Source organism: Chitinophagaceae bacterium C216 (genome assembly GCA_028485475.2).
Classification (GTDB): Bacteria; Bacteroidota; Bacteroidia; order Chitinophagales; family Chitinophagaceae; genus Niabella; species Niabella composti.
This window is the reverse complement of the sequence record CP144143.1, coordinates 2,472,765-2,497,749: the sequence shown is the minus strand read 5'-3', so window position 1 is coordinate 2,497,749 and position 24,985 is coordinate 2,472,765. Positions and strand designations below refer to the sequence as shown.

The window sequence follows — 24,985 nt, the reverse complement described above, 5'->3', positions numbered from 1 at the left end:
TCGAGGTAGCAAAATTTTCCATCATATTGATAGTATCCTACATCGATTTGCTGCTAAAAAGTATAAACTTTAGCCTAAAAAATGCAGACGATTGCCGGGAAGTTTGTGCCTGTAATGATTACACCCTTTAACGTTAAGGCCGAGATTGATTATGACGCATTAAATGTTTTGATTGATTTTTATCTCAAAGCGGGGGTAAAAGGCTTTTTTGCGAATTGTCTGAGCAGTGAAATGTTCAGTATCAGCGAAGCCGAGCGACTTGAATTGACCAGACATATTGTGAAATATGTGAATGGTCGAGCGCCTGTAGTGGCTACGGGTTCATTTGGATTCACTATCGAAGAAAAGGCCGATTTTACCAAGCGTATTTATGATACAGGTGTAGATGCCGTGATATTAATTTCCGGCCATTTTGCAAAAGTTGACGAGGATGATAATGTGTTATTGCGCAATTTTGAAAACATGCTTGCACTCACACAGAATATTCCTTTGGGAATTTATGAATGTCCGGCGCCATACAAGCGTATTCTAAGCACTGCTGTTTTTAAACAATTAGTACAGACAAACAGATTCGTTTATCATAAGGATACTTCCATTAAACGGGAATATGTAGAGGCCAAGCTGAAAGTGCTTCAGGAAGTGCCTAACAAATTGGAGTTTTATGATGCGCATACTCCGAATGCTATGTTTAGTATGCAGCATGGGGCGGTGGGTATGTCTTCCATATCAGGCAACTTTTATCCGGAAGTATTGGTATGGATGGTAGAACATGCCAATGATGCCGATATGTTGGAAAAAGTAAAATGGTTGCAAGAAGAGCTTACGGCAGTTGATCCTATGATTCATATTGCTTATCCAATGAGTGCAAAATATTTTTTACAGAAAAGAGGCTTGCCTGTAAAGCATATCAGCCGTGCCTATGCCATGCATCCTACTCCTGAACAAAAAAAAGAGTTAGATTTATTATACGATAAGTTTTTATACTGGTGTGAGCAGTTAGATATTCGGCCTGTGAAAGTGACTTAGGTTTGTTTAAAAATATGGAATATGCCTGCCATTGATTTTTTCATTATCAATAAGCAATTTAAAAAATTGCTGACGAGCTTCTTTATTTTTTTGCTGTTAGTATTAAAAGTAGAAGCGCAGTCAAATAGTGATAGCGCTTATGCGATGCCCTTGAAGGAGGTGCTGGCGGAAGTGCAGCAACGGTATAGTATTACGCTTCGTTTTGATAGTTCATTAATTGACGGAAAGATTTTACCCTACGCCCGTTGGCGATATCGTGCGGATGTAGAGGAGACATTGAAAAACATTTTAGCTCCTTTTGATTTAATGGCAAGGCGAGATGGTACGAAGCGTTACAAAATTGGAAATTACGAATACTACCGTTGGCAACCGCAAGATGGGTGGGCTGAGTTAGACCGAATCGCAGCTCACTATAATAATCTAGAGGAATGGCAGCACAGAAAAGAAAAACTAAAGTCTTGCTTATTGCATGCACTGCGTCTTTCCAAACTTCCCACTTACCCTTTAAGCAAACCTATTGAAACGCCTGTGCGTAAGTATAGGGGATATACGGTGAGTAATATAGCTATTGAGATTCTGAAAGGAGTATGGATAAATGGTTCTATTTATCGTCCCGATAAAATCAAGGGGAAAGTTCCGGTGATAATGAATCCTGATGGCCATTGGCAGGATCACCGCTTTCGTGCCGATTGTCAGCTGCGCTGTGCGGCATTTGCAAAAATGGGGGCAATTGCCATTAGCTACGATTTGTTTGGATGGGGGGAGTCGGAGTTGCAATTTAAGTATGAAGATCATCGGAAGGCCCTTGCTCAAACCATTCAGATTTTGGGTGCGATACGTATACTGGATTATTTGTTGAGCCTTAAGGAGGCGGATACGAGCAGAGTAGCTATTACCGGTGGATCTGGTGGTGGTAGTCATACCATACTAATGACTGCCATTGATGATCGTATTAAAGTTTCAGCTCCTGTTGTTTCGGTTTCATCTTATTTCTATGGAGGCTGTCCTTGCGAAAGTGGAATGCCCATTCACTTGTGTGAGGGTGGAACTAACAATGTAGAAATCGCAGCGATGGCAGCTCCTCGCCCTCAATTGCTCATTAGCGATGGGGCAGATTGGACTGATAAGATGCCAGAACATGACTTTCCTTATTTGCAAAAAATATATCAATGGTATGATCGAAAAGATCATGTAGAGAATGTGCATTTCCCTGAAGGGAAACACGACTTTAACATTGAAAAACGTGAGGCTGTATACCGTTTTATGGCAAAACATCTTGGCCTAAATATGAATGCTATACTTGATAGAAATGGTAATATAGATGAGTCGGACATTACTATCGAGAAGAAGACGGATATGTACGTGTTTGGAGAGAAGGGGGAGCGCCTCCCTGCTCATGCCGTGATGGGATTTGATAATCTTCGTAAGGTTTTTGAAGAGGCTATAAAATAACAAGGCTTATTTGTTAACTAAAATATTGTAGGGTGGTTTGTAAAACAATTAAGAAGTTATTGCTGGTTCTTCTGATGATGCTATCTGTTATGCCATATATAAAGGCACAGCAGGATAGATATAAAATTGGGGTTATTGACTTGATGCTATTAAAGCGTCAAAAGCTCAGTGCTATTCCTTTGGCAAAGGAGCTCAATGCTGACGGATTGGAAGTGGACATGGGAGGCTTAGGCAACCGTCCTACATTTGATAATAAACTGCTCATCGATTCGGTAAGAGAACGATTTTTGCAAGCCGCAAAAGATAATAACGTAGAGATCTTTTGCTTGGCTATGACCGGCTATTATGCACAATCTTTCTGCGGGCGTGAAGCTTTTGAAAAATCTATAGAGGATTGTATTCGAACCATGAAATTGATGAATGTGAAGCTGGCTTTTTTGCCGATGGGCGTGCAATGCGATATGAAGAAAAATCCATCGGTAAGAAATGCTGTAGTATCACGCCTACGATGGGTAGGTGCTATGGCTGCAAAAGCAGGTGTGGTAGTAGCTATTGAAACTTCACTATCTGCTAAAGAGGAGAAAAAACTATTGCGCGAAATTCATAATCCTGCCATAAAAATATGCTTTAACTTTTCCAATGCCATTAAAGAGGGAAGGGATTTGGATAAGGAATTAAGGACATTAGGGAAGAAGAATATTGCAATGATTCATGCAACGAACAAGGATAGTGTGTGGTTACAATACGATCCGGAGATTGATCTTTATCGAATAAAGAAAACCCTTGATCGAATGAAATGGAAGGGATGGTTAGTGGTCGAACGCAGTCGTGATGCAACTCAGCCGTCCAATGTTCGTTATAACTACGGTGCTAATGTGGCCTACCTGAAAAAGATTTTTCAGCCGGAATAGCATTCCCCCTTACTTAAGCACATTCATTGGCATTATTTGCTGCCGGATGGGGCAGGATAAGGAATCGGTCCATATACATTAATCTTGTGAAAATATATTAAAGTTAATTTTGCTATATGAGTAATACCCTGCAGTATTATCCCAAGTACCCTTCTGTTCAGGATTTGAAGAAAAAAGCTAAAAAGCGTATGCCCAAGTTTGCTTTCGATTATCTCGAAGGCGGATGTAATGATGAACTGAACGTATGGCGTAACGAAGAGGATTTTAAGCATATTCTTTTAATGCCACGTTATTTAAAGAAGCGGAAGGAAGTAGACATGAGCGTGGATTTATTTGGAACTACCTATAGTGCACCTTTTGGTATTGCGCCGGTAGGCCTGCAGGGATTAATGTGGCCGAATGCTCCGGATATTTTAGCTAAAGCGGCTTTGAAACACAATATTCCTTTTATTCTGAGTACGGTTTCTACCAGCAGTATTGAACAGATTGCGGTTTTGACAGAAAGTAAATTTTGGTTTCAATTGTATCATCCCAAGGAAAACAGTTTGCGCGATGATATTCTAAGACGTCTGCAGGATGTAGAGTGTCAGGTGTTGGTGGTGCTGGTGGATGTGCCTTCCTTCGGGCTTCGATACAGAGAGATAAGGGCAGGTTTGTCTATGCCGCCGAAACACACGTTGCGTAATTTTATCCAAGCTGCTACACGACCCATTTGGGCGCTAGAAACTTTGCGAGCTGGAATGCCTTCTTTTGCTACTTTAAAGCCTTATATGCGCAAGGGAATGGATATAAAGCAGCTGGGGAAGTTTATGAACGATACATTTAGCGGTAAGGTGGATGCAGATAAAGTACGTGCTATTAGAGATCTTTGGCCCGGTAAGTTGGTAGTAAAAGGAGTGGTGAGTGAAGAAGATGCGGAGCTTTGTGCGCAGATTGGTGTGGATGGGATTATTATTTCCAATCACGGAGGGCGACAAATTGATGCTGGCGAATCCACGATTCAATCTTTAAAAAGGCTGGTAACACATTACAAGAGTAAGTATAAGATTATGATCGATAGTGGTCTGCGCTCTGGTCCAGATATTGCAAGGGCGCTGGCCTGTGGCGCTGATTTTGCTTTTATGGGTCGCCCATTTATGTATGGTGTAGGGGCCCTGGGAAATAAAGGGGGCGATCACACGATTGCAATGCTGAAGGCTCAATTAAAACAGGTAATGGAGCAGGTTTGCTGCGAAAGGCCGGAAGAGCTTCCGTCGTGTTTGATTAAATAAGTGATTTGCTCATCGGCATATTTATACCCTTCCGTAATAAATGGTGATAGATGGAAGCTTTAAGTGAGGCTATTTCACTATTAGGATGGCCGATACTCACGTGATGGAGTGGTTGTTTAAGTTTTTCACTGTAAAATTTGTAGATCGGGATGCACTAATAGACGTTTATGGCTAATTTAGAGTGATTAATTTATTGAGCCATATGCAAAGAATAGTACTGCTACTGATTAGTATGGGCCTGTATAGTTTTCTTCAGGCCCAGTCTCCAAAAGTCCCTTCGCTTGTATTTACCGATGCAGCTTCTTTAGAATTGATAGGTCAAGCCTTTCCTCTGAAAAGTTATCACAGAATTGATACTACATCATATCCGGACTTCCCTGCGGCGGTCAAGCAATTGCTTACTAACTCCGCAGGGCTTGTTATTTCTTTTAAGACCCGAAGTCCTCGTATTGCCGCGAAGTGGTGTGTGACAAACAGAAGGCAGAGCAACAATATGACACCCATTGTCAATAAAGGCTTGGATTTGTACATTAAACGTGAAGGGAAGTGGGTATTTGCCGGCGTAGGTCGCCCTAGCAATGTTTGCAGCGAATATATAATGGTAGAAAACATGGATAATTCCGAAAAAGAGTGTTTGCTATATCTACCTTTATATGATGAGGTGAAAAGTTTACAGATCGGAGTGGATAGTGGTTATCAAGTGGTGCGAGGTATTAATCCTTTCAAAAAGAAAGTTGTGATTTATGGTTCTAGTATAACGCAGGGTGCTTCGGCTAGCAGACCCGGAATGGCTTATCCAGCAAGATTATCAAGAGAGATGGGAGTCAATTTTATTAACCTAGGATTAAGCGGAAATGGGAAAATGGAAAAAGAAGTAGCAGATATGCTGGCTACCATTGATGCAGACGCCTTTGTACTAGATTGCTTTGCTAATCCAAGTCCGGAGCAGATTGCCCAACGCACAGGGTATCTGGTGAAGGCTATCAGAGCAAAGCATCCTAATGCTCCCATTATCATAATACAAAGTGTGATTAGGGAATCGGGTAATTTTAATCAAGTAGTCAGAGAAAGAGTGCGTCAGCAAAACGAGAATGCTTATCAAGAATATCAGCAGTTGATAAAGGAGGGGTTTAAAAATCTTTATTTGATCAAAGGCGATAATCTTTTAGGAAAAGATCATGAGGGCACCACAGATGGTGTACATCCCAATGATATTGGTTTTGATCGTATGCTACAAGTAATTCAGCCCGAACTCACACGTATTCTCAAACCTCTACTACACTAATCGAATTGCTCTTATGAAGAAAGTGTTTTTATGCTGTATCATAGCTTTGTCGTTCTTATCACATTCTGTTGCTCAAGAAAGAGATCGTACGCCCGTTAAACTACGAGTTGGTACTTATAATGTAGGACACTTTAATCAGGGAATGAAAGGGGGGTATGAGCCTAAAGGTAAAAGGTTTTACCCCAATAAAAATTCTACTACGGATAGATATATACAGAAAGAGCTGCTGAATTGGAAAAAGTGGATTGGAGAACAGAGTATGGATATCTTCTTTGTGCAAGAATGGAATCAATACTTCGATCAGGATAGCACTTATAATGCGGCAGATGAGCTATTAAAGCCCTACTACAATAATCTCTATTTTGGTAAAGCACACACTTGGATTTTTAATGGCATAGCTACAAACTATCACTTGCAGAATATTCGTACACAGTATTGGTATGAGGATTATTATGCATTAATAGGCGACTTGAAATTAGGTGATATCACTGTACAAGTTATTTCCACTCATATTCCTTGGCAGGCTGTCGGTCATAAGAAGGCATTAGAAGCCATTAAGAATGAATTGAAAAAGTATGAATACTTTATTTGTGCCGGAGATTTCAATGCTAAAGACGATGCCGTACTATCCTTCAAGGAAGCCGGGTTTAATATAGCTAACGGCGGACAACTGGGGTGGTTTGCAACAAGTAGAACAGTAATACTGGATCGTATGCAGGATGCGCCCGATAGGCATATCGATAATATTATTACGAGCAGCAATATTAAGATCATGAATGTGTCGGCACCCACAACCGGACTCAACGACCTCGATCATTTGCCGCTGCTTGCTGATATAATTATTACTAGATGATTGTTGGGTTCGGCAAAGGCCTATGAACCAATAATTACTTTAATACCTCTTTCTTCAAACTGATTTACCAGTTCAGGAGTAATTTTATCATCTGTTACGATATAAGAGATTTGTTCGATACCGCAGATTTTTGCCACTCCACGTCTATTAAACTTCGTACTGTCGGCTAGAAGAATAAGTGTTTGGGCTGCGTCAATCATCTTCCTGTTTAATGTGGCTTCGGTAAGGTTAGAAATTGTGGCGCCATGATCCATGTCGATTCCGTCCACACCAAGAAAGAGCAGTTCGCAAGAAATATCTTCCAGAATCTGAAGCGCATACCCTCCGGCAACAGAAGAAGAATTTGGTCTGATTAAACCTCCTAATTGAAGTACTTCTACATTGGTACGATTACTGAGCTCTAGTCCCACTTTCAGTGCAGGCGTAATTACTGTGACTTTGTGCTGGGGATGAAGCGCGGATGCCAAGGCAAAAGCAGTGGTACCCGAGCCAATCATGATAGAGTCGGCGTTTTTAATTAAGCTTAAAGCTGCTTTCGCAATCTTTTTCTTTTCTTCAATATTAATAAATTCTTTTTCATTTATGGGACGATCCACGGCGTAGGGATTATTGAGAGAGGCGCCACCTTTTGTTCTAAATAGTAAGTTTTTTTCCTCCAGGATTTTCAAATCCTTACGGATTGTTACGCCCGAAACCTTCATTTCTCGGGCTAAGTCGTCGATGTTTACCTTACCTTTTTTATTGATCTCGTTTAAGATGTGCTCATGTCGCTCAGTAATGGTTCTTGTTGCCATGGTGAATAGGGTTTAAAATCAGGGGATAAAATTGCTATTTTTAAATTTAATTTTTATTTTTAAAAATGTTTAAATTTATTTTATTTTGTTAAAATTTCTTGCATATATGAATAACGACTTAACTCAAAACGGATTGTTTGCTAAAATAGGTCTTCCCAAACACCTCGCTTGGGGGTATCTAGGAATTCTCATCTTCATGATGGGAGATGGGGTAGAGCAAGGCTGGCTAAGCCCTTATTTGATTAATAACCGCGGTCTCAATATTGAGCAAGCCGCAACACTTTTTAGTGTTTACGGTTTTACTGTGGCTGTTTCCTCATTCCTGTCAGGCATATTGGCCGAAGGATGGGGTGTGCGAAAAATGATGTGGGTGGGCTTTTTGCTGTTTGTAGCTGGTACTGTGGGATTTGTGGGTGTAGGACTCCAAAACCTAGATTTTCCCACTATGATGCTGACTTATGCCATTCGTGGTTTTGGTTATCCTTTATTTGCTTACACATTTTTGGTGTGGATCACCTATCGTACTCCACAGAGCAGACTGGGAACAGCTGTAGGTTGGTTCTGGTTTGTGTTTACAGGTGGTTTAAATGTATTTGGCGCTTATTATTCCAGCTGGGCAATATCGCGGCTGGGACATCTCAATACATTATGGACTTCATTGTTCTGGGTGGCATTGGGGGTAGTATTTGCTCTACTGCTTAATCGCGATAAAGTAGAAAAAACAGGCTCACGTAACAAACTGCAGGAAGTAAAAGAGAGTTTTGCCATTGCAGTAAAAGAGCCAAAGGTATTACTGGGGGGGATTGTTCGAACTATTAATACTACTGCTCAGTTTGCCTTTCCGGTATTTATGCCGCTTTATTTTGAAAAGTATAATTTTTCTACAGAAGACTGGCTGAAGATATGGGGTACCATCTTTACAGCCAATATAATATTCAATCTCATTTTCGGTTTTGTGGGTGACCGCTTAGGATGGCGTAGAACCGTTTCGGTATTTGGTGGCGTGGGTTGTGCTTTATCCACACTATTATTTTATTATTCACCTCAGATTTTTAATGGCAGCTTTTATATGGTGATGTTGAGTGGTGTGCTCTGGGGTGCACTATTGGCGGGTTATGTGCCTTTATCGGCATTAGTACCATCCTTGGTTACTAAAGGGAAAGGGGCTGCTATGGCATTTTTAAACCTAGGAGCCGGCTTATCGGTAGTGGCAGGCCCACTAATTGTGCGACTGTTTATTGGTCCTCTAGGAAATGCAGGTGTTATATGGATCTTAGCCATTCTGTATTTCGTTAGTGCGGTTCTTACACAGTTCATCACATTGCCCAAAGCACAAGATAATAATGCATAGAATTATAGCTGTTTAATTATAAAAATCAAAGAGATATATGACTATTTTAATTACTGCGCCTTACAATGAAGCGGGACGTAAAGAGTTGGAAGCCTGTTTTGGAAAAGTTGTTTATAAGGTATGGAAAGAAAACGGGCGCGCCTTTAATGCATCAGAATTAGATAACCTATTGACAGAAACACAAGCGGATGCGCTAATTACGGAGCACGACGAAGTAACGGAAGATGTGATTCGTAAGCATGCTCGTTTGAAATTTATTGGTGTTTGTAGAGGTACACCATCTAATGTAGCCGTACAGGTTGCTAAAGAACTAGGTATTGAAGTATTTAACACTCCTGCGCGGAATGCACAGGCAGTAGCGGAAATGTTTATAGCTAATGTGATCACTTTCTTGCGTAAAACGATTCCTTCGATCGAGTGGTTGAAGGGGCGCAACTGGCAGGCCGGAGCACACGACTCTTATCTACAGTTTAAGGGCAATGAAATCGCCGGTATGACCATCGGTATGGTTGGATTTGGTGCAGTAGGGCAACGTATTGCCGGTATGGTGAAGTCTTTCCCTTGCAAGATCCAATTTTATGACCCATTTATTACAACTCCATTTGAAGACTACAAGCAGGTGAGTTTGGAAGAAGTGTTTGCAACTTCTGATATCGTTTCGATTCATCTTCCGGTGAATAAAGATACCATAGGTATGATAGATAAACGTCTTATCGGGCTGATGAAGAAAGACGCCATTTTTGTCAACACTGCTAGAGCTGCGGTTGTAAAGCGTGATGATCTACTCGAAGCAATAGAGGGTAATAAAATTCGTGGCGCCATACTGGATGTATTCGATCATGAACCTCCGGATGATACCGATTACCGCCTCATTGATCATCCTAATGTACTGGCAACACCTCATACCGCAGGTGCTACACATGAAGTGGAAGATCATCATGTACGTATCATGAATGAGAAATTATTACAATGGGCCAAACAGCAAGCCGTTCATCAATAACGGAAATATTTAAAAAGTAAAGAACAATGAAGAATGCTCATATTATTATAGATTTCGGAACAGGCAATTTGCGCGCAGCTGTAATTGCTACAGATGGGAGTATACTAGGTGCAGCACGTGAAGATGTTCCGTATATCAGAGATCATCAATATGACGATTCTATTTATTTTGATCCGGCGGCTTTATGGGATCTGATTTTGGAACTTACAGCTATCGCATTAAAGCAGGCTGGCCTGGTGAAAGTGCTGGGAATTACAGCTACCAGCCAGCGTGAAGGTATTGTAGTATTGGATAAAGCCGGTATACCCGTAATCGGAATGCCGAATATCGATCACAGAGGAAGAGCATGGGAGCATACCTTGCAAAATAAAGATGAAGTGTACCGTCTTACAGGACGATTCCCTACTTCACTCTTTTCGGCATTTAAACTGGTGGGATTAAGAGAAGGTAGGAAGGATTTATGGGAACAGGCGGATACATTCTTGAGCATTAGTGATTGGATTGAATACATGTTCTCGGGAGTAGAACATTACGAGCACTCTCAGGCATCAGAAACGTTGCTGTATGATGTAGCGCGTAAATCTTGGTCGGATGCTTTATGTGAAAAATTCAACCTCCCTTCGTCGCTATTGCCTCCTTTGTCCGATTCGGGAACCGTATTAGGGAAGATTAAGCCCCAGGTAGCGGAAGGCTTATCCATTAATCCTGAAGCTCAGGTAATTGTAGGTGGAGCTGATACGCAACTGGCAGTATTGAGCACCTGTGCCAATGAGGGGGATATTGTAATCGTTTCTGGAACCACTACACCTATTATCAAGTTGTCAGCAACTTATGATTTGGACGAACGCCAGCGTATTTGGACAGGAAGACATATAGATGAGAATAGTTTTATGGTAGAAGCCAATGCTGGTGTTACCGGATTAAACTATCAACGCCTGAAAAAGATTTTCTATCCCAATGAAGGATACGAAGTGATTGAGCGCGAAATACAATCTGTAAGCGATTATCAGTGTGTGGCTTCTTTGGGTTCTTTAATAGCAGACGAATCCAAGCCACTTATCAGAGGTGGATTTATTTTCAATACTCCCGTAAACAATGAGCTTTCGAGAGGAAGCTTCATGTGGGCTACTCTTTGGGATATGGCATGCAGTATTTATGAAAATTATAAAACGCTCGTATCTGTAACACATTACGACAAGTCTTATATCTGGACTTGTGGAGGAGGCTTAGAAAGTAAAATCCTGAGGCAGTTTATTGCTAATCTGACAGGAAAGGAAATCAGAATACGTGATAATTATCGTCATGCTTCGGTTGTGGGTGGTATGATGATTTGCAACAATGCATTGAAGATAGATAGTTATGCTGTGCAGGATTATGAAAAAGTTGAGCCTATGGACGATAAGCAACATCAGCAGCTATATGAACAGTGGAAGGATAATAGAGCGCTCTTAAAAAAGATTTTCTGATGGATGAAGCATATTTTATAGGGATTGATCTGGGAACACAGGGGCTCAGAGTAGTGATATTAGATAATAAGGGTAATATTGCGGCCAGTTCAGAACAGGGATTTACTTTATCTCCCGAAATGCGAATGGAGCAGAACCCCAACGAATGGTGGGAGGTATGTGTACAATGTTTAGAGAAGGCTGTAGCACAGTTATCGGCTTTTCAAAAAGCAGCTGTTCGTGCGGTGGCTGTGGATTCTACATCAGGTACTGTTATTCCTATTGATAAAGAATATCAGCCCTTGCATAATGCCATTATGTATAGTGATCAGCGCTCGGCAGAGCATGCTAAGCATTGTACGGCTGTGGCAAAGCAACGTCACCCACATGGATTTACCGGCTTTAGTTGGTCTACCGGTTTGGCTAAAATGGTGTGGTTTATCAACACTTTTCCTGAGAAGGCCGATCGTATTTTCAAATGGATTCATGCAGCCGAGTTTATAACAGGGAAGTTAAGCGGTGTATGGCATGTGACGGATTATACTAATGTATTGAAATCTGGTTTTGATCTTGCCGCCCTTTATTGGCCTGATTACATTAGTGATGTGTTAGGGATAAGAAAAGATTGGTTGCAAGAGGTGCTACCGTCGGGAAGAGTCATCGGAACTCTTAATAAAGACTTGTCACAACAGCTGGGACTTCCTTCTAATGTAGCAGTTACTACTGGTTTAACCGATGGATGCGCTTCACAAGTGGCATCAGGCGCCATGAGGCCTGGCCAGTGGAATACCACAATCGGCACCACCTTGGTGATTAAGGGGGTTTCGGTGAAAGAAATTAAAGACCCGGAGAATCGGATTTATAATCATAGGCACCCTGCTGGTTTTTGGATGCCGGGTGGGGCTGGAAATATCGGTGCGGACTGGGTTTCTGCCGGATTTAAAGATGAGCTGGAGCATTACAATAATGCAGCTGTTACACTCACACCTACCGGACAAATTGCCTATCCGCTTTTGCAGAAAGGAGAGCGCTTCCCCTTCCTAGCTCCTGAAGTATCAGGCTTTGCTCCTGAAAATGTTTCGAAGGAAGTGTTGTACACGGCCAATATGGAAGGAGTAGCCTATGCCGAGCGTTACGCGTATGAATTAATTAGTAATCTTTCAGGGGAAGAAGTTTCTGAAATTTATACTGCAGGAGGTGCCAGTAATAGTGATATCTGGCTGCAAATACGTAGCGACATCATGCAAAAGCCAATATGTAAAATGAAATATGTATCAGGAGCTGTGGGTGCAGCCATCGTGGCAGCTTCCACCACTTATTTTAAGGATATCACCGAAGCGACTGCAGCTCTTACACAGGCAGAAAAATGGATTTCCCCCCGTTCTGATATGCACCAGCAGTATAATGATTTGTACGGACGTTTCCTGAATACGATGAAGGATAAAGGATTTCTGAAATAGAATAATTAATTAAAAACTTACTTTAGTATATCATTCAACATAAGATAGATGTTAAGAGTAATATTGTTAAGACATGGAGAAACGCCCTACAATGCGGCGGGTAACAAATATTGCGGAAGAACCGATTTGGGGCTTACTGAAAAGGGCTTGGCGCAAGCTGCAAAAGTAGCTGCCTCCTTAAAAGGTGTTAATATAGATGCAGTATATTCTTCTCCCTTACAACGTGCAAGAATAACTGCAGAAATAGCATCGGGCAATCGCCCTGTAACTACAGATGAACGCCTTATAGAAATTGATTTCGGGTTATGGGAAGGAAAAACAAAAGAGGAATTTAATGCAGAAAACCCTTCTTATTGGAAAGAATGGATGGCCGATCCTCGTTCTGCAAAGGCGGGTGGTACAGGAGAGTCGGGTGGTGATGTAGTGAAGCGTGTGAATGACTTCTTTAATGAAATGCTTCAAAAACATCACGGGCAATTGATACTGGTTGTGGCTCATAATGGTGTAAATCGCCTATACATGGCAGAAAAATTAGGTATGCCACTCTCTAATTATCGCTCTTTTGATATAGAAAATTCTTCCATTACTTATTTTGAGCTGCACGATGATGGCAGATTTGTCCTGAAAAAATTGAATGCACAATCCTTATAAGCGCTGGCGTTATTATCTAAATGTGGAAACCATGAATAGAAAAGGTTATCTCGTTTTGCTTTTGAGTGTGTTGATTTTGGTGGGATGTAACGCGTCTCGTAACTCCTCATCCGCACAAGATGCCGTTGTTTCTATAAATAGTCTACCTCGCAATATTTATATAGAAGGCGGTAAATTTCACGTGCAGGGAGTAGTGGTGGATGTAAAACGGGGTTATGCTTATTTTTCTTTTACAACAAGTCTTGTAAAAACTAATCTTAAAGGTGAAATAATAGGAAGTGTGGAAGGCTTTTTGGGGCATCTGGGATGCTTGGATGTGAATCCTGAAGATGGACGCCTATACGCTTCTTTAGAATATAAGAGCGATAACATTGGGAAGGGAATCTTGAAGGGTTTGGGAAATGATTCTTTGCTATCGAAGCAGCAAGGAAGTTCTTTCTACATAGCCATTTTTGACCCTGAAAAGATTACAAGACCCGGCATGCATGCCGAAAAAGATCCGGTGCTAACAACTGTATATTTGAAAGAGGTGTTGGATGATTATACTGCAACTGTAAAGCATAAGGGTAAAGAAGTGCAACATCGTTATGGTTGTAGTGGCATTGATGGCATCTCTTTTGGTCCGCAGTTTGGTAAGAAAAATGGCAAAACTTATTTGAATGTTGCTTATGGTATATACAGCGACACGTCGCGGTCCGACAACGATTATCAAGTGATTTTACAATACGATCCACGAGAGCTGAAAAAGTATGAACGTCGCTTATCTCAAAATCATTTTGAAGCAATAGGCCCTGATAAGCCGTTGAATAAGTATTTCGTGTATACAGGCAATACTACCTATGGTATCCAGAATTTGGAATATGATCCTTACACGGGATTTTGGCTCGCCGCAGTATATAACGGGAAAAAAACTCTTTTCCCCAACTATGGCTTATTTGCAATAGATGGAGGGAAAGCACCAGTACTGGAAACTTTAAAGAGATTTGATAATGGTGAAAAGGGGAAAGTATTGCAATTGGCAAAAGCCGGATCTTATGATGTTAAAACCAATACATACGGGTGGCACTTTAAGTGGGGTGCTACCGGGATACATTCATTAGGAAACGGTTATTTCTATATTTCTGAAAACGGTACTACTAAAGAAAAAAAACAGTATTGTAACCTTCAATTGTATCGGTGGACCGGCAATCCGGATATTCCATTTGAAAAGGTGAAATAAAAAATATTGCCGATTTTCTTGCTGACAAAGGGTTGTCACCCGGCCTATTGAAATTTGTTGTGAAAAAAAATAACACTATGAGCACAACAATTTCTATTGAACGTCCTATTCTTACCAAAGATGAATTACTAGTAGCCTGGCAAGGGCATCGTAAACTAACCAGAAGGGTTATAGAAATTTTTCCGGAAAAGGATTTGTTTAACTTTTCCATTGGAGGGATGCGCCCATTTGCTGAACTCTGCAGAGAAATAATTGCCGTTGCTGCAGGAAGTATGCAGCAGATTGTAACAGGGAATATTCGCCCTTTAGAAGAGTGTATGCCTGAGGTTCAGGAGAAGGCAGATATACTCGAGTCCTGGGATCAGACTACTGATATTATTAATACCTCATGGTCGCAGATTCAGCCGGAGCGTTTCAGAGAGGAGATCAGCCTGTTTGGTGCCTACAACATGTCGGTGATAGGCATAATACAATATGCCATAGACAATGAGATTCATCATCGTGGCCAAGGATATGTTTATCTACGGGCATTAGGCATAGAGCCTCCTTTCTTCTGGGAAAGATTTTAAGCCCAAAACCACTCCTTGTTTTTATACAGGACATATTGCAAGCAAGTAGTAAGATTTTACATCACAACAATAAAAACCACCATGCAGGAAAAATAGCCCTTCGGTAAATTTACGGGTAAATCCTAGCTGGTGAAACGATTGTTGCAATATGTTCTGTTTTTTATCTTTTCTATTGTCGGGCTAATTACTTCTGTTATAGCCCAGACTGTGGATGTATATGTGGCTCCTAATGGGAATGATGCTGATTCAGGAACTTTACATCGGCCTAAAGCTTCACTTGCGGCTGCTTTACGTCAAGTAAGAGAGATACGTCGTCTGAATGGAGCGGCACTTACACAACCTATTCATATTATTTTTCGGCCGGGTACCTATTATTTACAGGAGCCTGTATTTATAAGACCAGAAGATTCCGGAACACCACATAGTCCCACAATCATTCAAACTGACGGCTCAGGGGAAGTCGTTATTAGCGGAGGAGCTATAGTAAGTGGATGGAAAAAACTAGAGTATCCTGTACAAGGTTTGTCTAAAAGTGCTATGCCCCATGTATGGGTGGCAGATTTGCCAGATGCATTATATGGTCTACCTCCAGTGCGTCAATTATGGGTGAATGGAAAAAAAGCGGTAAGGGCCAGATGGCCTAACGGCATGGAGATGCAGCGTATCCTCACTTGGGATAAAAAAGATGAAACCTGTTTGATTCCGGCACCTCCTTCTTCATTTACAGAAGTAAAAGGCGCCGAAATGTTCATTCATCAATGGTGGGAAATAGCGATTCTGCGCATTAATAATATGCAGCGGTTGGGGGATAGCGCACGCTTGAGTTTCAGACAGCCAGAAAGTCGTATACAGAGCGAGCATCCTTGGCCGGCACCCTGGTTATCGAAAGAAACAGGCAACTCGGCTTTTTATCTTAGCAATGCCATTTCGTTTTTAGATGAACCGGGAGAATGGTTTGCAGACCACTCATCTGGAAAACTTTATTATTGGCCTCGGGAGGGCGAAGATCTCGGCCAGGCTATGGTGGTTGTGCCGGTGCAAGAGCAACTAATAAAAATATCCGGCACTGCCGATGCTGTCGTACAGCATATTTATTTTAAAGGTATTCATTTCAAATATGTAGCATGGAATCGTCCTTCATTAATGGGCCATGTTCCGCATCAGGCGGGCATGCCAATGACGGATGCTTATAAACTAAGACCTGCCGGTACTAGGGAGAAGGCTTCGTTGGAAAATCAGGCATGGATTGTACGTCCTGCGGCAGCTATCGAGGTTTCTTTTGCACATGATATTTCTTTTGAAACCTGTACAGTTCAGCATGTAGCATCCACGGGTCTGGACTTTATACAAGGTGTTAAACATAGTAGCATTAAAGGCAGCCTTTTTAAGGACATCGGTGGTACTGCAATATTAGCAGGTATGTTTGCCGAGGATGGTATGGAGATACATCTGCCTTATAATCCACAGGACGAAAGAATATTTACTGACTCCATAGTAATTGCCAATAATCTAATTACCGATGCTACAAATGAGGATTGGGGTGCTGTGGGCATCGGCTTGGGTTACGTGCGTAATACCACTGTTAAACATAATGAAATTGAGAATGTAAACTATTCGGGTATTAGTTTAGGCTGGGGATGGAGCCCTCAGCCCAATGTGATGAAGGATAACAGAATTATCGCTAATCGTATTCATCATTTTGGGAAACAGAATTATGACTGCGCGGGTATTTATACCTTAAGTGCACAACCCGGTACGCTTATTAGTGAAAATTATATTGATAGCGTATTTAAAGCCCCCTACGCCCATTTGCCCTCTCATTGGTTTTATTTGTATACTGATGAAGGTTCTGCGTATATAACTATTAAAAATAACTGGACTCCTTCTCATAAGTATCTTCAAAATAATAATGGCCCCGGCAACCAATGGCAGCACAACGGACCAGAGGTGGATGCGCGGGTGAAACAGCTAGCAGGCCTCGAACCGCAGTATCATTATTTATTGAAAGAAAAAACTGCTCATACTGTAAACCAGCCTATTAATAAGGAGCATGAAGAATTAGTGGAGATAATAGTTGATAGAAAAAGTAAATTAGATGAGGATAGACTTAAAGCCTTCTTAAAGCAAAATAATGTTAATCCCAATAGTATCTATCGATGGAAGAATAGATATGTCATCTTTGATAGGATACAGGACTTATCGGTCTTTGAAGGTAAATTGAAAAAAGAGTTTCCTCAACTAACTATACGGGCGTATTATCATCTTTATTATCATTTTGATAGAAGTAATTGTGGTGAAGAAGTTTTCTCTGATAAGGAAAAGGAACATATAATCCTCACCGCAAATCTTGTGGAAGATGCAGATAAGCAGCAGGAATATTTCCATTATCATGATGTGCAGTTTGATGAATGGCCCGAAATCGCAAAGGGCTTCTGTAATGCTCAATTTGAGCAGCTGCTTTGCTTTACAAGAGATCGGCAGCTGATGTTGGTTATCAGCATCCCAAAGGGAAAAAACTTGAATGAACTAAATCCCAAAACAATTGAGAATAATCCTCGGGTAGTAGAATGGAACCAAATTATGGCGCAGTATCAGGAGAGTATAGAAGGCGCAAAGGATAAAGAAGTGTGGAAGTTTTTCAAAAAGCTTAATAAGTAATTGAACGTATTTAAATATTTATTGCAATGTTAACTATTGGAATATTAGGACTGGGAGAGGGTAGGAGTACAATGAGTGCAGCTCTACAGAGCAAGAAATTGCATTTGAAAATGGTGTGTGATGTCAATGAGAATCTTTGCAAGCTGCGTTGTAAGGAGTTTGATTTTGACCGTTACACGACGCAGTATGAAGATATGCTAAAGGATGCGGATATTGACATCATTGCCATCTATACGCCTGATCATTTGCATGCTGAGCATATCAGTATGGCATTAAAGCATGGCAAGCATGTTGTATGCACTAAGCCATTTATTGATAACTTAAAAGATGCAAAACCCTTATTGGAATTGCAAAAGCAAACGGGTAAAAAGATTTTTGTAGGACAAAGCTCTCGTTTTTTTGAGCCCGCAATGCGTCAGCGTAAAGATTTTGAAAATGGTGAAATTGGCGAACTTATTACAGTAGAAAGTCATTATCACGCCGATCATCGATGGTTTTTAGAAAAGAATTGGGCTTTGGAAGAGGCTTTTAAGTGGCTATATGGTGGATTAAGTCATCCGGTAGATTTTGTCAGATGGTACTTGCCTAATATAGAAGAGGTGATGGGGTATGGAATGATCAGCGCTAATGGTAAAAAAGCTGGTCTGAAGCATGAGGATACTATGCATTTTATTTTTAAGGCAACTGATGGAAGAATTGCTCGTGTGAGCGGCGTATATACATCTCCTATTCAGCCTCCTTACCGCGAAAGTGGTATGAGTACTGTTTTGCGAGGTACGGAAGGGGCTAGTCAAGCCGATTACCATGAGTTGCGTTATGCAATTACTGACCGGAGCGGAGAGGAAAAAATAATTACCTGGGGTGATAATGCCTTAAAATACTATTACCGTTTTGAAGGGCAAAGTCATCATGCGGGCGAATATCAAAATTACCTTGAATATTTCGTTGATTCGATTGAGCAGGAATTTACCGCCTATCCCGATATATCAGAAGGAATTGGAACAGTAGCACTGCTGCAAGCCATGGATGAAAGTCTTAAACAAGGAACTCCCATAAAAATAAAAGCAATATTAGAGCGGTATGGTTTGGATTTGCAACTCGTCGGGTTGTAACATTCTATGCAGCGTTTTTCAAAATCGCCATGTAATTATTATTTAAAAGAAGCATTAACGTGAATACAATTCTATCCAAGCTTCAAACGATTGACTATGTCATAGTAATTACTTACCTAGTAATACTATTATTTATAGGATATAAAGCCAGTTTTGGAGGGAAGAAGCAAAAAGATGAAACCCTGTTTTTGGCTGGAAAATCTCTTAACTGGTACAATGTGGGGTTCAATATGTGGGGAACCAATGTAGGCCCTTCAATGTTACTGGCATTTGCCAGTATTGGCTATGCTACAGGCATAGTGGCCGGTAATTTTGAATGGTATGCCTTCGTGTTTTTGCTTTTGTTGGCGGTGGTATTTGCGCCTCGTTATATTGCCAGTAAAGTAACCACCATGCCAGAATTTATGGGACAACGGTATGGTGAGGGCACTCGCAATATTCTGGCTTGGTACGCATTGGTGAAAATTCTTATATCCTGGTTGTCGTTGGGACTATTTGCAGGCGGTTTTCTTGTACGACAAATATTGGGAATCCCCATGTGGCAATCAGTAATTGTGTTGGTGTTGTTTGCTGGATTATTTGCATTTGCAGGTGGACTGAAAGCTATTGCCAAGGTAAATGTGTTTCAGATGATTTTGCTAATTGGCGTATCCCTGCTGCTCTGTGTAATGGGTATTCATAAAGTAGGAGGGGTAAGGGCATTGATACAACAAACACCGGATGAATACTGGAGTATGATAAGACCCGCTTCAGACCAGGCTTATCCTTGGTATGCTATTTTGTTGGGTTATCCAGTTTCAGCTATTGCATTCTTCTGTACGGATCAGGCGATGGTGCAGTCGGTGTTAGGTGCGCGTAATCTTGAACAAGGACAGTTGGGAGTGAATTTTATAGGATGGTTAAAAATATTGTCCTTGCCATTGTTTATCATTCCGGGTGTGGTTTGTTATGTGTTATATCCTAATCTGAGTAGTCCAGACGAAGCCTATATGACGCTTGTTACGAATTTATTCCCTCCAGGTATGAACGGGTTGGTAATAGTGGTGCTGATTGCAGTGTTAGTAGGAACGATTGGATCTTCTTTGAATGCTTTAAGTACGGTTTTCACTACCGATATCTATGCTAAAAAGATTCGTCCCAATGCCGATAATCAGCAGCTCATCAAAGTCGGCAGAATGACTGTTGTTGCAGGTTGTTTTTTTGCCATTCTTATGGCTATAGCTATTGATAGTATTAAAGGATTAAACCTTTTCGATGTATTTCAGGCTGTGCTTGGGTTTATCGCACCTTCATTAGCAGTAGTGTTTTTGTTGGCAGTGTTTTGGAAACCGCTTACACGACGAGCTGTGAATTTTACCTTGATATGGGGCTCTATTATCAGTTTATTTATCGGGGTATTGTATTTATGGGTGTTTCCGGCAAATAGTTATTCCTTTTGGCCCCATTATCTGTTTTTATCTTTTTTAATCTTTTTATTGTTGCTGATTTTGGCTGTGGTGATTTCTATTGCAGACCCTACTCCACAAAAGGCTACAGTTATAGAGGAAGAAATACCCGTTACTACTTTACGTGTTAAGAGTGCATGGACGGCGCTAGTGATTGCAATGATTGTACTATATATAATATTTCATTAGTATGAGAAGAATGAATTGTTTGTTAAGAATTGCATGTTTTATTTGTTCCGCCCTATGCTTGGGTAACAACCTGTCTGCTCAAACTTGGATCTGGTATCCGGGCGACTATGAGATATGGTTGTCCAATGAAATGCAGAATCGTCGTACAGAGCGCGGAACGTTTTTCCCCGTATTCTGGAAAATTGATAACCATTATCCTTTAGTGGATTTTCACAAGGTATTTGATGTGTCTGCAGATGAAGAAGTCGAAATTTATGTTGAAGGACAGTACAATGTAAAGCTGGATGGAAAAGCTTTTGAAGGATATCCGCAGAAAATTTTTGTGCCGGCAGGACGACACAAGATCAATATTAAAGTCTTTAATCAAAAATCGGTACCGGCTATTTTTGTCCGAGGAAAAACGATTAAAAGCGATAGCTCTTGGTTACTGACATATGAAGATAAGGAGTGGATAGATGAAACAGGCAAAACATCGGATATATCTACCACTAAATGGGTAAATGCAGGATATTGGAATTTTAACACACCTGAACAATTGCCTTCTCAATTTAAATTACCGGTACGCCCTCAAGATGCCGTTAGTATGACAGCTGTCGGTGCTGGTACATTGGTGGATTTCGGCAAGGAGACATTTGGCTTTATCAAGTTGCATAAACTGAAAGGGAAAGGTAAAATTACAGTGTACTACGGAGAAAGCCGTGAAGAAGCTTTGGATACAGCACACACGGAGACATTTGATAAGGTATATATAGATCAAAAGGAGGGGGATTTTGTATTCGAATTGTCCAAAGCTTTTCGATATGTTAATATCTTCACGGACCCGGATGTGCATTTTGAGAAAGTTTCCATGCTTTATGAATATGCCGATCTGGAAGATAAAGGATCTTTTAGATGCAATGATGAAGAAATTAATCAGATTTATGAGGTTGCTAAATATACATTTCACTTAAGCACGCGTGAGTTTTTTATAGATGGTATTAAAAGAGATAGATGGATTTGGAGTGGTGATGCGTACCAAAGCTACTTAATGAATTACTACCTCACCAATGATAATGAAACAGTAAAACGTACCATACTGGCATTACGTGGTAAAGATCCCATTACCAGCCATATTAATACTATAATGGATTATACACTCTATTGGTTCTTGAGTATCTATGATTACTATCTATATAGTGGAGATGTAAGCTTTGTGCGTAACAATTACGATCGGATGAAATCTTTGATGCATTTTGTATTGGGCAGAAGAAATAAAGATGGTTTGCTGGAAGGCTTGCCCGGCGACTGGGTTTTTATTGATTGGGCCGAAGGTTTGAGCAAGGAAGGTGCTGTGAGCTTTGAACAATTGTTATTTGCACGTAGTCTAGAAACGATGGCTTTAGTTGCCGATATAGTAGGACAGCAAGAAGATGCACAGCAATACGCTAAGCTTGCCGGAGATGTGCGTAACAAGCTTTTTGATATTTATTGGAGCCAACAAAAAAAGGCATTTGTGCATAGCTTTGTCAAGGGGAGCCCTACTCATCATGTGACACGGTATGCAAATATGTTTGCAATCTTCTTTGATTATTTGTCTGATGAGCAGAAGTCCTTCGTTAAAGATTCTGTATTGTTGAATAAGCGTGTACCTCCGATTACCACTCCTTATATGAGGTTTTATGAGTTGGAAGCGCTATGTGCTTTAGGCGAACAAAGCTATGTGACACAGGAAATGAAATCCTACTGGGGTGGGATGTTAAAGTTGGGAGCCACTTCATTCTGGGAAGAATATAATCCTCAAAAAAGCGGAGCAGATCATTACGCTATGTATGGCAGAAAGTATGGTAAAAGTCTGTGTCATGCATGGGGAGCGAGTCCTCTATATTTATTGGGAAAATATTATTTAGGTGTGAAGCCTACGTCGCCTGGGTATGCAACATATACCATCGAGCCTGCATTAGGCGGATTAAAGTGGATGGAGGGAAAAGTACCGACGCCTAATGGTAATATTGAGGTTTACTGCAGTACTACAAAGTTGCAAGTATTATCACCTGTAGGTATTGGTAAGTTGATATTGAAAAGTAAAATTCCTCCTAAGTGCAAGGATGGCATTTTTGTAAAAAGAGGGGATAATTTGTATGAGCTGAAAATAGAAAGTAACAAGCGGTATCAAATCACTTATCAAGCATTCTAAGTGTGCAAGGGATTGCTAAAAATAATAATAGGGTATGAAGAAATTTGTTCTTACTATATTAATAAGCATAGTGAGTATTTGGAATTTGAATGCTCAAGATGCATTAGTTAATACACACAGGAGCCCGTATGCAAAGCTTTGGGGGGCTGGTTGGAGTAATATAAAATTTACAGAAGGTTTTTGGCGTGATCGTTTTGAGATTTTAAATAAAGTAATGATTCCTTCAATATGGAATATATATACGAGCGATACAGTTTGTTACGCCTTTCAAAATTTTAAGATTGCTGCAGGGCTCGAAAAAGGCGCTTTTAGAGGACCGTCTTTTCATGATGGCGATTTTTACAAAACGCTAGAGGCGTTGGCAGCAGCTTATGCAGTAACTAAGAATGAGCAATTGGATAAGTGGATGGATGAAGCTATTGCTGTTATTGAAAAAGCTCAACGGCCCGATGGGTACATATATACTAAGAATATTATCGAACAGAAAACTTCGGGTGTAGTGAAGATGTTTGATGACAGGCTCAGTTTCGAAGCTTATAATTTCGGACATCTAATGACAGCCGCCTGTGTGCATTATAGAGCGACAGGAAAAAAATCTTTGCTAAACATTGCTGTTAAAGCTGCGGATTTTTTGATTGAGTTTTATGATAAGGCCACACCGGAGCAAGCTCGAAATGCTATCTGCCCTTCACATTATATGGGATTAGCTGAGCTATATCGTACTACTCAGTACTCAAAATATCTGAGTTTACTACAAAAGCTAATTGATATCAGAGGAACTACTGACGGCACGGATGATAATAGTGACCGTGCACCATTTAGAGAGATGCAGCGTATCGTAGGGCATGCTGTGCGAGCTAATTATCTGATGGCAGGTGTGGCAGATCTGTATGCGGAAAATGGCGATGAAACCTTGAAAACAACTTTAGACCGTCTTTGGAATAATATTGTCCATACTAAGATGTATGTAACGGGAGGTTGTGGGGCTTTGTACGATGGGGTGTCAGTTGATGGTATATCCTACAATCCAGACACGGTGCAGCGTGTGCATCAGGCCTATGGCCGCGACTATCAACTCCCTAATCTCACAGCACATAATGAGACCTGCGCTAATATAGGGAATGTATTATGGAACTATCGCATGTTTTTATTGTCGGGAGAAGAGCGATATATGAATATTGTTGAACTTGCTTTGTATAATAGTGTGTTGAGTGGTGTGAGCCTTGATGGCACAGGATATTTTTATACCAATCCTTTAGCACATAATAAAACTTTCCCGTATATTCTAAGATGGTCGGGAGGTCGTGTGCCATATATTCATATTTCTAATTGCTGTCCCCCAAATTTAGTACGCACATTAGCCGAAGTAGGCGAGTATATGTATAGTGTAAGCCGGGAGGGGTTTTATATTAATATTTATAGTAGTAATAATGCTGATATTACACTTGCTGATGGAAGTAAAGTTTCACTAAAACAACAGACTGATTATCCCTGGGATGGAAACGTAAATATCGTGTTTACAAAAACTCCTGATAAAAGTTTTAATGTTTATCTAAGAATTCCCAACTGGTGTGAAAATGCGCGTATTTATTGGGATGGTAAAGAAGAAGTAGTAAAAGGCGGGCAATATTTTGCATTGAATAAAAAATGGAAGCAGGGAGATAAAATCGCCCTTGAATTGGATATGCCGGTAACATTATTGGCATCGCATCCGCTCGTAGAGGAAACTCGTAATCAAGTAGCAGTGAAACGAGGCCCCATCGTGTATTGCATAGAATCACCAGATGCCTCCGAGCACTCCGTATTTAATGTTATGATGCCTGTGGATGCCAATCTTAAACCTGTTCCCACTTATATTGCTAACACTCGCATTATGGCATTGGAGGCTCAATTGCCGGTATTGAAAGCTGATCATTGGGAAGGTAGATTGTATAATGAAGTGCCAAAAACAGTGGACACCGCACAGATTAAACTGATCCCATACTTTACATGGGCCAACAGAGGACTATCCGATATGTCCGTCTGGATGCCAATATTTAGATAGTGGAATTTTATAATTTGATAGTTGTAAATTGCATGCTTATGCTAAAAAGAATATCTTTAGCGCTGATTTAATGATTG

Annotated in this window: 19 protein-coding genes; 18 read left to right on the top strand and 1 reads right to left on the bottom strand. The window is 40.7% G+C overall.

From position 1 onward, the window contains the following. The first annotated feature begins 81 nt into the window (after positions 1 to 81). The 6 genes from PIECOFPK_RS10600 to PIECOFPK_RS10575 all read left to right on the top strand — a co-directional run bounded on the left by PIECOFPK_RS10600 (position 82) and on the right by PIECOFPK_RS10575 (position 6,798). Positions 82 to 1,026 (top strand): dihydrodipicolinate synthase family protein, encoded by a 945-nt coding sequence (locus tag PIECOFPK_RS10600; protein ID WP_409965838.1) that lies wholly within the window; start codon positions 82 to 84, stop codon positions 1,024 to 1,026. 21 nt (positions 1,027 to 1,047) lie between these two features. Then, on the top strand, positions 1,048 to 2,478 hold the full coding sequence (locus PIECOFPK_RS10595) for an alpha/beta hydrolase family protein (RefSeq protein ID WP_409965837.1): 1,431 nt from the start codon (positions 1,048 to 1,050) through the stop codon (positions 2,476 to 2,478). A gap of 89 nt (positions 2,479 to 2,567) precedes the next feature. Then, positions 2,568 to 3,389 carry a sugar phosphate isomerase/epimerase family protein gene (locus tag PIECOFPK_RS10590; protein WP_330975244.1) on the top strand — a complete coding sequence of 274 codons (822 nt, stop codon included), beginning with the start codon at positions 2,568 to 2,570 and terminating at the stop codon, positions 3,387 to 3,389. A 116-nt stretch (positions 3,390 to 3,505) separates the two neighbouring features. After that, positions 3,506 to 4,660 (top strand): alpha-hydroxy acid oxidase, encoded by a 1,155-nt coding sequence (locus PIECOFPK_RS10585; protein WP_330975245.1) that lies wholly within the window; start codon positions 3,506 to 3,508, stop codon positions 4,658 to 4,660. Positions 4,661 to 4,862: 202 nt separating this feature from the next. Beyond that, positions 4,863 to 5,945 (top strand): SGNH/GDSL hydrolase family protein, encoded by a 1,083-nt coding sequence (locus tag PIECOFPK_RS10580; RefSeq protein WP_409965836.1) that lies wholly within the window; start codon positions 4,863 to 4,865, stop codon positions 5,943 to 5,945. Positions 5,946 to 5,958: 13 nt separating this feature from the next. Next, entirely contained in the window at positions 5,959 to 6,798 is an 840-nt protein-coding gene (locus PIECOFPK_RS10575) for an endonuclease/exonuclease/phosphatase family protein (RefSeq protein ID WP_409965835.1), read from the top strand. Positions 6,799 to 6,818: 20 nt separating this feature from the next. Here the strand turns inward: PIECOFPK_RS10575 and PIECOFPK_RS10570 are convergent, their stop codons facing one another. Continuing rightward, entirely contained in the window at positions 6,819 to 7,592 is a 774-nt protein-coding gene (locus PIECOFPK_RS10570) for a DeoR/GlpR family DNA-binding transcription regulator (RefSeq protein ID WP_330975248.1), read from the bottom strand. Between the two features lie 106 nt (positions 7,593 to 7,698). On the opposite strand from PIECOFPK_RS10570, the gene PIECOFPK_RS10565 reads away from it, so the two are divergent. The 12 genes from PIECOFPK_RS10565 (at position 7,699) to PIECOFPK_RS10510 (ending at position 24,908) form a co-directional block, all read left to right on the top strand. Continuing rightward, positions 7,699 to 8,943, top strand: coding sequence for an MFS transporter (locus PIECOFPK_RS10565; protein WP_330975249.1), 1,245 nt, complete (start codon positions 7,699 to 7,701; stop codon positions 8,941 to 8,943). Between the two features lie 37 nt (positions 8,944 to 8,980). Beyond that, positions 8,981 to 9,943 (top strand): 2-hydroxyacid dehydrogenase, encoded by a 963-nt coding sequence (locus tag PIECOFPK_RS10560; RefSeq protein WP_330975250.1) that lies wholly within the window; start codon positions 8,981 to 8,983, stop codon positions 9,941 to 9,943. Between the two features lie 26 nt (positions 9,944 to 9,969). Then, positions 9,970 to 11,409 (top strand): FGGY-family carbohydrate kinase, encoded by a 1,440-nt coding sequence (locus PIECOFPK_RS10555; protein WP_330975251.1) that lies wholly within the window; start codon positions 9,970 to 9,972, stop codon positions 11,407 to 11,409. Next, entirely contained in the window at positions 11,409 to 12,848 is a 1,440-nt protein-coding gene (locus tag PIECOFPK_RS10550; protein ID WP_330975252.1) for an FGGY-family carbohydrate kinase, read from the top strand. Before PIECOFPK_RS10555 ends, PIECOFPK_RS10550 begins: the two co-directional genes overlap by 1 nt. Positions 12,849 to 12,896: 48 nt before the next feature. After that, positions 12,897 to 13,499 carry a histidine phosphatase family protein gene (locus PIECOFPK_RS10545; RefSeq protein WP_330975253.1) on the top strand — a complete coding sequence of 201 codons (603 nt, stop codon included), beginning with the start codon at positions 12,897 to 12,899 and terminating at the stop codon, positions 13,497 to 13,499. Beyond that, the gene (locus tag PIECOFPK_RS10540; protein ID WP_409965834.1) at positions 13,483 to 14,718 is read left to right on the top strand and encodes a hypothetical protein; all 1,236 of its coding nucleotides are present in this window, start codon (positions 13,483 to 13,485) and stop codon (positions 14,716 to 14,718) included. Before PIECOFPK_RS10545 ends, PIECOFPK_RS10540 begins: the two co-directional genes overlap by 17 nt. A gap of 77 nt (positions 14,719 to 14,795) precedes the next feature. Next, on the top strand, positions 14,796 to 15,287 hold the full coding sequence (locus tag PIECOFPK_RS10535) for a DinB family protein (RefSeq protein WP_330975255.1): 492 nt from the start codon (positions 14,796 to 14,798) through the stop codon (positions 15,285 to 15,287). Between the two features lie 129 nt (positions 15,288 to 15,416). Beyond that, complete coding sequence (locus PIECOFPK_RS10530) at positions 15,417 to 17,945, top strand: L-rhamnose mutarotase (protein ID WP_409965833.1); 2,529 nt, start codon at positions 15,417 to 15,419, stop codon at positions 17,943 to 17,945. 26 nt (positions 17,946 to 17,971) lie between these two features. Then, positions 17,972 to 19,057: a Gfo/Idh/MocA family protein gene (locus tag PIECOFPK_RS10525; RefSeq protein WP_409965832.1), complete on the top strand. Its 1,086-nt coding sequence runs from the start codon at positions 17,972 to 17,974 to the stop codon at positions 19,055 to 19,057. 59 nt (positions 19,058 to 19,116) lie between these two features. Then, positions 19,117 to 20,691, top strand: a complete 1,575-nt coding sequence (locus PIECOFPK_RS10520; protein ID WP_409965831.1) for a sodium:solute symporter family transporter — start codon at positions 19,117 to 19,119, stop codon at positions 20,689 to 20,691. A 1-nt stretch (position 20,692) separates the two neighbouring features. Next, positions 20,693 to 22,864: an alpha-L-rhamnosidase C-terminal domain-containing protein gene (locus PIECOFPK_RS10515; RefSeq protein ID WP_409965830.1), complete on the top strand. Its 2,172-nt coding sequence runs from the start codon at positions 20,693 to 20,695 to the stop codon at positions 22,862 to 22,864. Between the two features lie 34 nt (positions 22,865 to 22,898). Beyond that, on the top strand, positions 22,899 to 24,908 hold the full coding sequence (locus tag PIECOFPK_RS10510) for a glycoside hydrolase family 127 protein (RefSeq protein ID WP_409965829.1): 2,010 nt from the start codon (positions 22,899 to 22,901) through the stop codon (positions 24,906 to 24,908). Positions 24,909 to 24,985: the final 77 nt, after the last annotated feature.